Genomic DNA, 12,307 nt, shown 5'->3' with positions numbered 1-12,307 from the left:
AGTTCATAACATAATATTTTAGCTCTAATGTTACATAGTGAAAGAGTGAGGAAATAATGGATTTAATTATTGTTGGAATTTATATTTGGGCAGGAGCAATGGCAAATTCTTATTTGAAACATAATCTTTTAAAAATGCAAACAGCATATGTATTTAATCTGCAAAAATTTATATTAGAAAAAATCATAATGGCATTTATTTTAGGCTGGATTACTATCCCACTTGCAATTATTTTAAGAATATGTGGGGTAGGAAAGCAAAGTTCATAAAGTGAAATTATATTTTAGTAAAATGGAGATGTGTAGTTATGGAAAAGAAAAAGTGGTACTACTCAACGTGGTTTATTATATTAATGCTTATTATAATCCCACCAGTAGGTATTATTTTAATGTGGGCAGGGGCAAAGTTTCCTAAGCCTGTACGCATAGGGATAACATTAATTTGTTTATGGATGGTAGCAAGTCATTGGGATAGTGTTTGGTTTGCAAATTATTTTAATATTGATAAATAAGAAGAGAATTAATTTTATATAAAAGGAAAATGATTTTATGTTAAAAGAAATGATTAAATATCAACTAGAAGAATTAAATTATTCAGATATAGAAATTAACAAAATATTAAAATATGGAGGACTTCCTAAGGCTGAAAAAATTTTATTTGAAAAAGAAAAGATATTATTTCTTGATTTTGCTACATATACAAAAGACCCATTGGCAGTATGCCTGTTTAGTGATGATATGTTAATTGTAACGGATAAGAGAATTATTATTTTATTAAAGAGACTTTTGGGAACATTAGTACATGAATTTCCAATAAAAAATATTCAGTCAATAAACTATGCAGGAAATCATGACAATGTAATACATATAAGTACACTTAAAGATACTTATACAATTGTAGTAAAAAAAGAAAAAATAAATGAGGTAAAACACATTTTATATGAAATGCAATAGATATAAATTTTAGCGGATAAGCAATAAAAAGCTTATCCGCTATTTTTATGGGTATTTATCAACAAAGTAATCCACTTATTCACAATAAAATAATAAAGAAATGAGGAATTTACCATGAAACAAGGAAAAACATTAATCGAATTATGCAAAGAATTAGAACGTCAACGCATGGCAAGAAAAGATTTTATTGCCGATACCCGTAGCCTTATGATTACCACCAACGACCACGGACAAAGCCAATTAGATGTAGACCTAGGAAATACAAATCAAATCTTTAATGTTAATGACCTCGCCCATCAGCAAATTGCCAGTCGATTACAGATTCCATTGAAGTATTATCAGAAAATGCGACTGGAATATCCATCGCTATTAGATGAAAATATTAATAGCTGGTTTAACAAAAATGGTGAACGCAGAATGCTTCGTACCTTAGATACGAATATCAGAGCCTTTTTATCCGACCGTTACCGTAGATTAGATAACCTAGAATTAGCCGAAGCAGTACTGCCGATTATTAAAGAAATGAAAGGGGGAGAAATCGTTTCCGCAGATATTACCGATACTCACATGTATATCAAGGTAATTAACAAAAAGCTAAAAGCCGAAGTTGCAGTAAACGACGTAGTACAAGCTGGGATTGTTATTTCAAATAGCGAAGTTGGCTTAGGTAGTTTAAAAGTAGAGCCATTAATTTACCGCTTAGTTTGTAAAAATGGCTTAATTGTCAAAGATTATGCGCAAAAGAGATACCATGTAGGGAAGCAGGTAGAAAGCGAAGAATTTGCCTATGAAATCTATCGAGATGAAACCTTAGAAGCCGATGATAAAGCCTTCTTTATGAAAGTCCAAGATACCGTAAGATGTGCCGTAGATGAAGCGAAATTTATGTTATCTGTAGATAAGCTTCGTCAAACAAAACAAGAATCTACAGGTGATGATCCGATTAAAACGGTAGAAATATTAGCAGATAAATATATACTCAATCAAAATGAACGAGGCAGTATACTAAGACATTTTATTATGGCAGGAGATAACTCAAGATTTGGTTTAATCAATGCAATCACAAGATCTAGCCAAGATATAGAAGATTATAACCGTGCTACAGAATTAGAAAGATTAGGCGGAGAACTACTTGCATTACCGATAAAGAATCAATTGGTAGCAGCAGATTACCATAAAGTTAATAATGATATAGTTCACTCCATGAAAAACGTCACACCGATGAAAAATAAAAATGTACTTTCTATTGCAAGATAAGGAGGAAGGGAAATTTTTATAAAATATGATAGTCATGAAATAGCTTGTAAAAATCAATATATTTACATATACTTATAACAAAGGGGGATTATTATGATACGGCAAAATGAATTAGATTCCACTTGTGGTCTTTCGGATGAAGAATTGACGAAGCGATTTCAAGAAGCGGTTAGAATCGAAAATGAAATAAAAAAAATTAAAGGTTTACCAATCGCAAAATATGATTTTGCGAAAAAAGCACCGTATTTAGAATATCCTGACGGGAGAAAAGAATATGTTGAAAAAGCCTGAAATTATTGTATTTGCAGGACCAAATGGTAGCGGAAAAAGTACAATAACAAAAATGGCGAATATTATAGAGCCCTATGTAAATGCAGATGATATAAAAAGAACAAACCATTGCACGGATTTAGAAGCTGCACAATTAGCGGATAAAATGAGATATCAATTTATTTCTGAAAGTAAAAGCTTTACTTTTGAAACAGTATTATCAACAGAAAGAAAATTGGATATGTTAAAGATAGCAAAACAGCAAGGGTTTTTCATTCGATGCATTTATGTTTTAACGGCAGATTATAATATTAATGTATTACGAGTAAAATCAAGAAAAGCATCTGGTGGGCATGATGTAGCAACAGATAAAATTATTAAACGTTATGAACGGTGCATGAATTTACTGCCAGAGTTGTTAAAAGTTTGTGATATATGTCATGTATACGATAATTCTGATACACCTTTTAGGATTTTAAAAAAGCGTAAAGATCAATACTCTTATTGGGAAAATGAATTTTGGGATAGAAATAATATAGAAGATTTAGTAAAATTAAATTTAAAATAAATTTCCATAAAGGCAGATAGGCTGAATATAGAGTCTATCTGCTTTTTCTATTTCATTGCAAGATAAGGAGAGAGTGTAATGGCAGATATGATGGACATAATGAAAATCAGCCACCACAAAGCACAAAAATTAATGCAAAGATGGATCCAAAGAAAATTTATTCCTCGTCAATGTTTTTACTACCGTTATCAAGGCATGTTTATTGGCATTGACAACACCGAAGGAGAATGTTTCGTTGAAAACTTTAAAGATTTACGTACCTGTTTAGATTGGTGTCATGGAATCTTTGAAATAAGTGAACTTGACGAATATAAACGTCAATATAGATTAGGGGATGATTCTATTGCCTAAAATAATTAAAAAAAATTAAATTTAAAGCAAAAGGAGGATCTATTATGTGTTGCACTATCAATGTAGTTATGACCTATAGTGAAGTACAGGCAAAACTTATGCAAAACAAGCAATCTATTGGCATTATGCTAAACAATAAATCAAAAAATACAGAATTATTACTTACATTAAGCTACGCTCAAATAAAAGAATTAACAGATAGCATTTATGCAATGTTATCCCATACGGATATTGAAAAAATAGATACAGAATATGTTGGCAGCATTGCTGTTGAATTTAGCTACTTAGAGAAAATCTTGTTAGATTCAAACCAATCCTATGAGTTACCAACGAAAGAAAGGAAAGTAGGCTGATGAAAGAAAATCAAAAAGTAAGAGCCTTTATCCATAGTAAACGAGATTTTGCAGTCGCAACATTAATTAGGCAGGTAGACGGAAATAAATATATTGCTGAATATGAAGGAATAACCTGTACAGCAATATTTAATCCGATTACCTGCCTTTATTATGTAGATGATTTATATGGAAAAGTAAATTAAAGCAAAATAAAAACAAAATTAAAACAAAATTAAACTCCTGTAGCTATTATCAGTTACAGGAGTTTTCTATATTTAGGAGGAAAAAAGAATGCCAAACTATGTGAAAAATATCTTAACTTTTACCGGTGATAGTCAAACCATTGAAAAACTATTTAAAACAGTAAAAACGAAAGAAGCTGATTTTGATTTTAATACTATTATCCCTATGCCCGAAAATTTAAATATAGAAAGTGGCTCTAGTAGTGAAGTATCTTATGATTATATCGTTTATTTAAAATCTAAAAAAATGTCAGATAATCTTACAAGACTTTATCAAAGGTACGTTAATCAATGTGAAGCAAATAAAGAAAATTTATCCGATACAGGATTTGAAGAATATCTGCAAAAAAATTATTATTTAAATTTATCTTTAGGTGAGCAAGTATATAAAAACGTCGAAAAATACGGATATAAAGATTGGTATGACTGGTCTAGAAAAATGTGGGGAACCAAGTGGAATGCAATGGTAGCAGAGAAAATTAACGAAAATGAAATAGACTTTGATACTGCATGGACTGCACCGTTTCCTGTAATGATGAAGCTATCTGCAATGTTTCCGACGATAACAATTCATCACCTATGGGCAGATGAAGATATAGGAGCAAATACAGGTAAGCAAACTTATTTAGCAGGTGAAATAATTGAACCAGATACCGTAGAAGGATTTAGTTCCGAAGCCTATCAAATCTATGAAAAATGCTGGGGAGAGACAGAATGTATTGATGTAGATGATGATGGACAATATTTCCGTAGAAAATGTGATGAATGCAAGCTTTGCAAGTAGAGGTGGTCTTATATTATGCAAAAGATTGCAAAAAAACTAGTAGAAATCATGAAAGAAGTGTCCTATATAGAAAAGAAAGGCAGAAATACCTTTCATAATTATTCCTATGCAACAAGTGCTGATGTATTAGAAAAAATAAATCAAGCCTTAGTAAAACAGAATCTATGTTCCGTTGTATTATCTGAATTACTGAGAATGGATGAAGTAACAACGGTAAAAGGAAGTATTGAGCATTTAGCCACAGTAAAAGTAGACGTCATGCTGGTAGATGGGGATAGTGGGGAAACTGTTAGCTTTATAGGACTTGGAAGTGGTCAAGATTCAGGAGATAAAGCAATAATGAAAGCACAAACAGCAGGAATTAAATATGCGTATATGATGAGTTTTGCCATTGCTACCGGCGATGATCCAGAAGCAGATAGTAATACGGATGAATCTAATGTAATACATGAAGAGAATAGGGTAAAATCGACAAAAAATAAAGCCGCAACGAATAATGTTGTAGCTAATGAATATCTCTGCAAAAAATGTAAAGATAAACTGACGGAGAAGGTTTATAAATATTCGCTAAGTAAACATGGTGTACCGCTTTGTATGAAGTGTCAAAAATTAAATAATGGAAGGGTTGTTGCATAGTCATTGTAGTGGTTTTAAAGGATGCGTTTTTATGGACATAGATTATTAGTAAATAGCAAGTTTATTAATAGCCGCGATTGTTAATAAAATTTTAAATGGTATTATGAATAATAAGTCTTTAGTGGATACAAACCCAAGGTCTATTCTACGATTGGATAAAAAAGCAAAAAGGACTCCGAGACATTACGAAGTATTATCTTATATATGGAAGAATTATAATAAAGAGATAGCGGGTTTTGTAGAGCTAATAAAAGTAGAAATAAATGAAACGACGGTAAATAAAATTTTAAGTAAATATCCAAAAGATATATTAAACAATAATAAAAAGATCCTAATAAAGAAATTTTTAGCAGAAAAGGTCAAGCTAATGTATCAACTAGATAAAGGAGAGGAGGATTAGCATTGTCTTTAAAAGATGGTCGTGATTATTTATATCTGATTTGGAAAGAGCAAGAAAGCAAAAGAAGATATACTGTTGCTGAATTATCAAAAAATGCAAAATATAGATTTCAATATGGACATGAGATTAAATTAGCAATGTTAGCTGGGTTTGAACCTTTAATTGAGTTCCCTGATATAGATAAAATATATGAAAGTGAAGCTTTATTTTCGGTATTTGCTAGTCGACTGCCTGATCCTAAGCGTAAAGGAATTGATAAAATTTTAAAAAAGTATAATTTGCAAGAATATAATGCATATGAGCTTTTAAAGAAGAGTGGGGCTAGACTTCCTATTGATAAATTAGAATTTATTGATCCAATACTAGATGATGCTGAGCAGAAGCGCGACGTATATATAGCGGGAACAAGTTTTCATTTAGGTTGCAAAGGTGATTTAGAACATTGTAGTCAGGCGATAAGAGTATTAAAAGGAGATATTTTAATTTTTAAAATGGAACCTAATAATCAATATGATGAATATGCAGTGCAAGTATTAACACAAAGTAATCAATTATTCGGTTATCTGCCGAGATATTTATCTAAGGATATCAGTTACTTATTGGTTAAAAATAAGAATGTTATCTGCCAAGTTGTGGAGAATAACTACAATGCGGATTGTATTAAAGTTAAAATAACGATAAAAAAGGATGGGATAGAATAATCGTTTTATTTAAAATAGTAAATGAGGTGCTGCACCTTATTTGCACCTTATCGCGGTAAAAATGATAAAAAATAAGGCATAAAATAATAAAATATTGGAAAATAAATGGAATGTAAAGTAACTGCTCAATAAGCTATAGCCCTTGATATATCAAGGGCTATAGCATCTTTATTTAAATGTTATTAAAATAGTGATTTTTAAAATAATAGTTTTCCCAAGCTGAATACGAGGGTTCGATTCCCTTCGCCCGCTCCATAGAGAATACAAGCCCTCACGTTCTGTGAGGGCTTTTTTGCGTGTCTGCACTATCGTGGAGAATGTGGGTTGAATAGAGCATCAGCTTCTCAAAAGATAGAGAACAGCCCAATTCCGAGGATTTTCTTTAAAAAATTAAGAGTTGCTGTTTTTGCAACTCTTTTTAATGGTTATAATAAAAATGTTTAAATAATGGCTTGTTGAAATATTAACTAAATACTTTTACCCGTTCACTTATAGAGATTTTTTCTATTGGCATTGGAGGCTGTTTTATTTCTCCAAAAGGCATCTGTGCAATGAGTTTCCAACTATCCGGTACAGTAAAATATTCTTTAATCTCAGCATCAATTAATGGATTGTAATGTTGAAGATTTACGCCAATTCCGATATCGTCAAGAGCTGTCCAAATGGAAAATTGCAGCATTCCATTCGCTTGTTGTGCCCAAACCGGAAAATTATCCGCATAAGCTGCAAACTTTTCCTGCATATCTTTTATGATGTTCATTTCTTCAAAGAAAAGCACCGTGCCATAGGCAGACGAAAAACCATCGATCTTAGTTTCTGTTGCTGAGAAACTTTCTGGAGAAACAATTTTCTTCAATGTTTCCTTTGTTATCTGCCAAATTTTTTTGTGATGTTTTCCCATAGCCACTATCACACGTGCCGATTGCATATTGAAAGCTGATGGAACCTCTCGGGTCATACGCTCTACTACAGCAATAATTTGCGATGGCAATACTGGAATTGATTTTCCTAATGCATAGTTTGTACGACGGTGAATAACCGATTCCTGAAAACACTTCATTTTAATGCCTTCTTTCTTCATTTAATCATACTTACTATTTACGCTTTAAATATATAACAGAGAAATTTTTCTGTCAAACCTTGTATTTTGTTAACTTAAGTAAAAATATGAGTCTTTCAATAAAAGAATTCTTTGATGAAATATAACAATTGCAAAAAGGATGATTTGTACGGATAAAAAATAATCTTTTATTGCTTTTAAATTTGGTTTGTATGGACATAAATTGCACTATCAATGGCGCTAGATAAGCGTAATCCCTCAATAATATATTTTCAATAAAGATTTAGAATGATTATTATATAAATTTCTTTCTTTGTCGCTAAATAAAAAAAGGAAGTATGAAAATTAGGTGAAAATATTTTGCCTTTAAAAATGTTAAATATTATGATAATCTAAGATAAAGAGAAGTTGATTATTATGTAAGGGAAAATAACAGAATATCGTGGATATCAATTGCAAATTAATGTTTATCTTGGACAAAATATAAAATGAATATTTTATATTTCGCGTTTAGCTAATGATTGCCCCACTTATCTAACGTAATAGCAATTCTGACAAAAGCAAAGATTTTATTTCTCTGTTGATAGAATTACTATCTTCTATAAAAGGGAATTTAGAAACGCTAAGCTCCGGATAGATATGAATAAGATTCATATAGAGTTGAAATTCCACGGAATTCAGGATTACTTCATCAAAATATAAAAATATAGGGAGGTTTTTAGATGTATGATATTTGTGTTATTGGTGCAGGTGTAGTTGGAACAAATATTGCACGTGAATTGGCAAAGTATGAACTAAAAGTATGTGTAATTGAAAAATTGGGAGATGTTGGCTGTGGTTGTTCTAAAGCAAATAGTGGAATTGTACATGGTGGATATTCAGATGAACCTGGAACGATAAAAGCCGAGCTATGTGTAAAGGGCAATCGAATGTATGAACAAATGGAAAAAGAACTAAACTTCGGTTATCGAAAAACGGGTTCTTTTGTTTTGGCATTTAATGAGGAAGAAAATGAAAAATTAGATGAGATATATCATAAAGGGATAAAAAATGGAGTCGAAGGGCTAGAGATTATAGATGGAGACAAGGCAAGGCAAATGGAACCTCATTTAAGTGAAACGGTAACAAAAGCATTATACTGTGAAAATGCGGGTGTAACATCGCCTTATGAATTTGTTATTGCCTTGGCTGAAAATGCTATTGCTAATGGCGTAGAGATAAAATTAAATAGTGAAGTAACGAAGATAGTACAAAAAGAAGAATATTTTGAAGTTGAAATAAACCAAAAGGAAATAATAAAAAGCCAGTATGTAATTAATTCAGCGGGAATTTATAGTGATGCTATTGCTAAAATGGCTGGAATAGATGAATACGACATTCATGCTTCAAGAGGACAGTATATTATTTTAGATAAAACACAGAATAATTTAGCGAATGCGGTCATATTCCAAGTCCCAACCAAATTAGGAAAGGGAATTTTAGTGACATCTACGTATCATGGAAATCTTTTAATTGGACCAAATGCTGAAGAAATTAACGACAAAGAAGATTTAAGTACAGATGAGGATGCTTTAATTCATATTGCTGAATTAGCGAAAAAATCGGTACCTGAGATATCTTTAAAAAGGGCATTAAAATCATTTGCGGGGAATAGACCTAAATCGAATAAAAAGGATTGGGTAATTGAGGAGAGCAGGGTAAAAAGATTTATTAATCTTATTGGAATAGATTCTCCAGGATTAACTTCATCACCAGCTATCGCATTAAAAGTAGTAGAAATTTTAAAAGTAAGTGGATTAAACTTGCTACCAAAAACAGAGTTTCGTTCCTATCGGGCCCCAATTATAAAGAAAAAAACTGCTGATTTTAAAGGAAGTATAGATTCCAAAGATCCTAATCTGCATATCATATGTCGGTGTGAATCTGTAACGGAAGCGGAAATTATGGATGCGCTTCATCGAGGGTTACCAGTAAATACCTTAGATGGTGTGGCACGGCGAACTAGAGCTGGTTTTGGGCCATGTCAAGGAGCATTTTGTGGTCCGAGAGTAAGAAAAATTCTTGCTCGTGAGCTTAATGTAGAACCTGATGAAATAAAAGGCAGGGTAAATAGATTCGAAGAAATAGTAACAAGAGTAAAGCGTTTAGATATAACGAAAATTCATTAAATAGAATTTTTATATTAATAAATACGGTGATATTATAAAAAGAAAATAGAGTTTTAATGATTAAAAAGTTACACATAAAGACAGCCTTCACGGAATTAGCGTGAGGGCTGTTTTTATGTAGATTTATATAAATTATGTAAAGTAAATAAAGCGGTTATATAAGTAATTGAAAACGCTTTACTTGTAAGAAGACGATATTATAGCGTTCCATAATTTTATTGCAATTCATATATTGTATTATGCTATGATTTTGAGTTCTTGTATTATGTAAAGAAGCACATAGAAATATACTATTGATTATTTCTAAATTTCTAAATTTCATTAAAGAAATCTTAGTAAATTAAATAATTTTTTAGGAGGGCATATGGATATATCAGGGAGTATTGTGTTTAACATCAATAGTCAGCCCAGTCAATTATCGGGAAATCAGCCAATAAAAAATATACCTGTTGCATTGCAAGTTGAGGGGACTAAAACTGTCATCGGTACGTTTGAGGGGAAGGGAATCGTTGTAAAAACAGATAGTTCGGGAAAATTCAAATTTACTTCTGTACCACAAGGAAAGTACCGTGTGGTAGAAGCTGCTAGTTATATGGGAACGATATCTACCAGTGGAGATTGGGGCAATGCGCAGAAGATTATAGTTACGCCAGCTGATCCTGCAATAGCAACTATAACATCGCCGCCAAGTGAAGCGAATCGGGTAAATTCTCTATCTCCAAATACTGTTTATGTATCGGTTGCTTTTAGTAATGTTACAAACATTCAATTTGTCGATGCACCTGCGCAGGATATTGAATTAGATTTAAATCATTATGTAACAATTGGTGATAATTTAATTAAAGCGGGTAGTAATGGATCCTTTGGGGCATTAGCAAATGGGACAGCGGTGCAAACTAGTCAACCAACTTTAAATCCTCCATATAATGATTTTCAAACAAACTTTAGTTATGTTCGTTATCAAACTGGGTATCCGACAGATGGGCAATATTCAATTGCTAATATAATAACAAATACAAATTTTCGTACCTGGTTTAATGTTGCTGACCATACTACTGGGGATGAAAATGGGCGAATGATGATTGTCAATGGAAGTTATCCAAAGCAATATATATTTACCGCAAATGTTAATGTTAGGCCAAATACCGATTATGTATTTTCAACATGGGTGATGAATGTTGATTCAAGGCAGGGGCAGGTGTTACCACAATTACGTGTATTGGTAGAGGGAGCAACTGCATTGTTCGATCAGTTATTAAATAACGATTTAGGTACAACGAAAATTCCAACATGGAAGCAGGTGGGAGCAATGTTTAATAGTGGTGATCATAAATCCTTAACAGTAAGCTTTATTAGTGAAGGTGGACCAGCGAATGGGAATGATTATTTAATTGATGATATAAGACTTTATGAATTAGAAGGGACCCCGGTTATAAGTATTGATAAAAAGGTAAGCAAAGTAGTTGCCGAACCAGGAGATGTATTAACATATACAATTACTTTTAAAAACACAAGTAATCAAGTTTTGACAAACGTAGAATTTAAAGATCAACTTCCAAGCTATCTTACAATTGAAAAAAATTCTCTGATCGTTAATAATTTGCAGGCCGATGAAAGAATAATTGGATCTGGAGTTAAAATTGCCGATGTTGAGGCGAATAAATCAGTTACAATTAAGTTTCGGGCGACAATCAATGATAATGTCGAAAATGGAACAAGTATTGAAAATACGGGAGCACTCCAGTATAAGTTTAGAGATGTAGAAGGAAATATTAGAAATATTACGACAGTAAGTAATTCAGTTGATACTATTGTTATAAACTCGATTTGTACAATTTGCCCCACTGGACCGACAGGCGCAACAGGGGCAACAGGTGCAACAGGTGCAACGGGTACAGGAGCAACAGGTGCTACCGGAGCTACAGGCGCAACAGGTGCTACCGGAGCTACAGGCGCAACAGGTGCTACCGGAGCTACAGGCGCAACAGGTGCTACCGGAGCTACAGGCGCAACAGGTGCTACCGGAGCTACAGGCGCTACAGGTATAGGTGCGACAGGAGCAACAGGTGCTACCGGAGCTACAGGCGCAACAGGTGCTACCGGAGCTACAGGCGCAACAGGTGCTACAGGTGTAGGAGCAACAGGAGCAACAGGAGCCACCGGTGCAACAGGAGCAACAGGAGCAACAGGTGCCTCAGGAGCTACAGGTGCAACAGGAGCTACAGGTGCAACAGGAGCCTCAGGAGCTACAGGTGCAACAGGAGCTACAGGAGCCTCAGGTGCTACAGGTGCCTCAGGTGCAACAGGTGCCTCAGGAGCTACAGGAGCCACCGGTGCAACAGGAGCAACAGGAGCAACAGGAGCAACAGGAGCAACAGGTGCCTCAGGTGCAACAGGTGCCTCAGGAGCTACATATAACACCCCATTTAGTTTAGGAAAAACAGGGATTAAACGGGATAACCCGAGACATCATGTTTTATCTAGCTTGATGGGGATTTTTTCGTGTGGATAAGTTCAGCAAGTTAGTTTTGGAAAAAGTCGTTTGAAAAACATTTGGGGATAATTTCGGCTTTTTAAAAGTT

16 protein-coding genes are annotated in these 12,307 nt (G+C 33.3%); 15 read left to right on the top strand and 1 reads right to left on the bottom strand.

Annotated features, from left to right (window positions below; genetic code table 11):
* Positions 1–56: 56 nt before the first annotated feature.
* The 13 genes from P3F81_RS12320 (at position 57) to P3F81_RS12260 (ending at position 6,497) form a co-directional block, all read left to right on the top strand.
* On the top strand, positions 57–269 hold the full coding sequence (locus tag P3F81_RS12320; RefSeq protein ID WP_147669522.1) for a hypothetical protein: 213 nt from the start codon (positions 57–59) through the stop codon (positions 267–269).
* Positions 270–307: 38 nt separating this feature from the next.
* The gene (locus tag P3F81_RS12315) at positions 308–511 is read left to right on the top strand and encodes a hypothetical protein (RefSeq protein ID WP_147669523.1); all 204 of its coding nucleotides are present in this window, start codon (positions 308–310) and stop codon (positions 509–511) included.
* Positions 512–548: 37 nt separating this feature from the next.
* Positions 549–953 carry a PH domain-containing protein gene (locus P3F81_RS12310; protein ID WP_147669524.1) on the top strand — a complete coding sequence of 135 codons (405 nt, stop codon included), beginning with the start codon at positions 549–551 and terminating at the stop codon, positions 951–953.
* Between the two features lie 114 nt (positions 954–1,067).
* Complete coding sequence (locus P3F81_RS12305; protein WP_147669525.1) at positions 1,068–2,210, top strand: DUF932 domain-containing protein; 1,143 nt, start codon at positions 1,068–1,070, stop codon at positions 2,208–2,210.
* A 93-nt stretch (positions 2,211–2,303) separates the two neighbouring features.
* Positions 2,304–2,501 (top strand): hypothetical protein, encoded by a 198-nt coding sequence (locus tag P3F81_RS12300; RefSeq protein WP_147669526.1) that lies wholly within the window; start codon positions 2,304–2,306, stop codon positions 2,499–2,501.
* Entirely contained in the window at positions 2,485–3,048 is a 564-nt protein-coding gene (locus P3F81_RS12295; RefSeq protein WP_147669527.1) for an ATPase, read from the top strand. Before P3F81_RS12300 ends, P3F81_RS12295 begins: the two co-directional genes overlap by 17 nt.
* A 78-nt stretch (positions 3,049–3,126) precedes the next feature.
* Positions 3,127–3,399 carry a hypothetical protein gene (locus P3F81_RS12290; RefSeq protein ID WP_147669528.1) on the top strand — a complete coding sequence of 91 codons (273 nt, stop codon included), beginning with the start codon at positions 3,127–3,129 and terminating at the stop codon, positions 3,397–3,399.
* Between the two features lie 44 nt (positions 3,400–3,443).
* A complete protein-coding gene (locus P3F81_RS12285; protein WP_147669529.1) occupies positions 3,444–3,752 on the top strand; it encodes a hypothetical protein in 309 nt (102 codons plus the stop codon).
* A complete protein-coding gene (locus tag P3F81_RS12280) occupies positions 3,752–3,937 on the top strand; it encodes a hypothetical protein (RefSeq protein WP_147669530.1) in 186 nt (61 codons plus the stop codon). The genes P3F81_RS12285 and P3F81_RS12280 overlap by 1 nt, the downstream gene beginning before the upstream one ends.
* Before the next feature lie 88 nt (positions 3,938–4,025).
* Positions 4,026–4,760, top strand: a complete 735-nt coding sequence (locus P3F81_RS12275; protein ID WP_147669531.1) for a DUF1281 family ferredoxin-like fold protein — start codon at positions 4,026–4,028, stop codon at positions 4,758–4,760.
* A 15-nt stretch (positions 4,761–4,775) separates the two neighbouring features.
* Entirely contained in the window at positions 4,776–5,396 is a 621-nt protein-coding gene (locus P3F81_RS12270; protein WP_147669532.1) for an ERF family protein, read from the top strand.
* 151 nt (positions 5,397–5,547) lie between these two features.
* Positions 5,548–5,796, top strand: a complete 249-nt coding sequence (locus P3F81_RS12265; protein ID WP_147669533.1) for a hypothetical protein — start codon at positions 5,548–5,550, stop codon at positions 5,794–5,796.
* Positions 5,797–5,798: 2 nt separating this feature from the next.
* Positions 5,799–6,497: an HIRAN domain-containing protein gene (locus P3F81_RS12260; protein ID WP_147669534.1), complete on the top strand. Its 699-nt coding sequence runs from the start codon at positions 5,799–5,801 to the stop codon at positions 6,495–6,497.
* Between the two features lie 463 nt (positions 6,498–6,960).
* Here the strand turns inward: P3F81_RS12260 and P3F81_RS12255 are convergent, their stop codons facing one another.
* Positions 6,961–7,557: a nitroreductase family protein gene (locus P3F81_RS12255; protein WP_147669535.1), complete on the bottom strand. Its 597-nt coding sequence runs from the start codon at positions 7,555–7,557 to the stop codon at positions 6,961–6,963.
* Positions 7,558–8,279: 722 nt separating this feature from the next.
* On the opposite strand from P3F81_RS12255, the gene P3F81_RS12250 reads away from it, so the two are divergent.
* On the top strand, positions 8,280–9,725 hold the full coding sequence (locus P3F81_RS12250; protein WP_147669536.1) for an NAD(P)/FAD-dependent oxidoreductase: 1,446 nt from the start codon (positions 8,280–8,282) through the stop codon (positions 9,723–9,725).
* Between the two features lie 364 nt (positions 9,726–10,089).
* Positions 10,090–12,237, top strand: a complete 2,148-nt coding sequence (locus P3F81_RS12245) for an isopeptide-forming domain-containing fimbrial protein (RefSeq protein WP_309320484.1) — start codon at positions 10,090–10,092, stop codon at positions 12,235–12,237.
* Positions 12,238–12,307: the final 70 nt, after the last annotated feature.

The sequence above is a fragment of the Selenobaculum gibii genome (genome assembly GCF_030273445.1).
Classification (GTDB): domain Bacteria; phylum Bacillota; class Negativicutes; order ICN-92133; family ICN-92133; genus Selenobaculum; species Selenobaculum gibii.
The sequence above is the reverse complement of the archived record's forward strand: the minus strand, read 5'-3'. Positions and strand labels throughout refer to the sequence as shown.

What these genes read in the sequence shown, in the direction of transcription:
- P3F81_RS12280 (WP_147669530.1), top strand. Translation starts at nt 3,752, where the DNA reads ATGAAAGAAAATCAAAAAGTAAGAGCCTTTATCCATAGTAAACGAGAT.
- P3F81_RS12290 (WP_147669528.1), top strand. Translation starts at nt 3,127, where the DNA reads ATGGCAGATATGATGGACATAATGAAAATCAGCCACCACAAAGCACAA.
- P3F81_RS12245 (WP_309320484.1), top strand. Translation starts at nt 10,090, where the DNA reads ATGGATATATCAGGGAGTATTGTGTTTAACATCAATAGTCAGCCCAGT.
- P3F81_RS12310 (WP_147669524.1), top strand. Translation starts at nt 549, where the DNA reads ATGTTAAAAGAAATGATTAAATATCAACTAGAAGAATTAAATTATTCA.
- P3F81_RS12255 (WP_147669535.1), bottom strand. Translation starts at nt 7,557, where the DNA reads ATGAAGTGTTTTCAGGAATCGGTTATTCACCGTCGTACAAACTATGCA.
- P3F81_RS12295 (WP_147669527.1), top strand. Translation starts at nt 2,485, where the DNA reads ATGTTGAAAAAGCCTGAAATTATTGTATTTGCAGGACCAAATGGTAGC.
- P3F81_RS12320 (WP_147669522.1), top strand. Translation starts at nt 57, where the DNA reads ATGGATTTAATTATTGTTGGAATTTATATTTGGGCAGGAGCAATGGCA.
- P3F81_RS12275 (WP_147669531.1), top strand. Translation starts at nt 4,026, where the DNA reads ATGCCAAACTATGTGAAAAATATCTTAACTTTTACCGGTGATAGTCAA.
- P3F81_RS12250 (WP_147669536.1), top strand. Translation starts at nt 8,280, where the DNA reads ATGTATGATATTTGTGTTATTGGTGCAGGTGTAGTTGGAACAAATATT.
- P3F81_RS12305 (WP_147669525.1), top strand. Translation starts at nt 1,068, where the DNA reads ATGAAACAAGGAAAAACATTAATCGAATTATGCAAAGAATTAGAACGT.
- P3F81_RS12300 (WP_147669526.1), top strand. Translation starts at nt 2,304, where the DNA reads ATGATACGGCAAAATGAATTAGATTCCACTTGTGGTCTTTCGGATGAA.
- P3F81_RS12315 (WP_147669523.1), top strand. Translation starts at nt 308, where the DNA reads ATGGAAAAGAAAAAGTGGTACTACTCAACGTGGTTTATTATATTAATG.
- P3F81_RS12270 (WP_147669532.1), top strand. Translation starts at nt 4,776, where the DNA reads ATGCAAAAGATTGCAAAAAAACTAGTAGAAATCATGAAAGAAGTGTCC.
- P3F81_RS12285 (WP_147669529.1), top strand. Translation starts at nt 3,444, where the DNA reads ATGTGTTGCACTATCAATGTAGTTATGACCTATAGTGAAGTACAGGCA.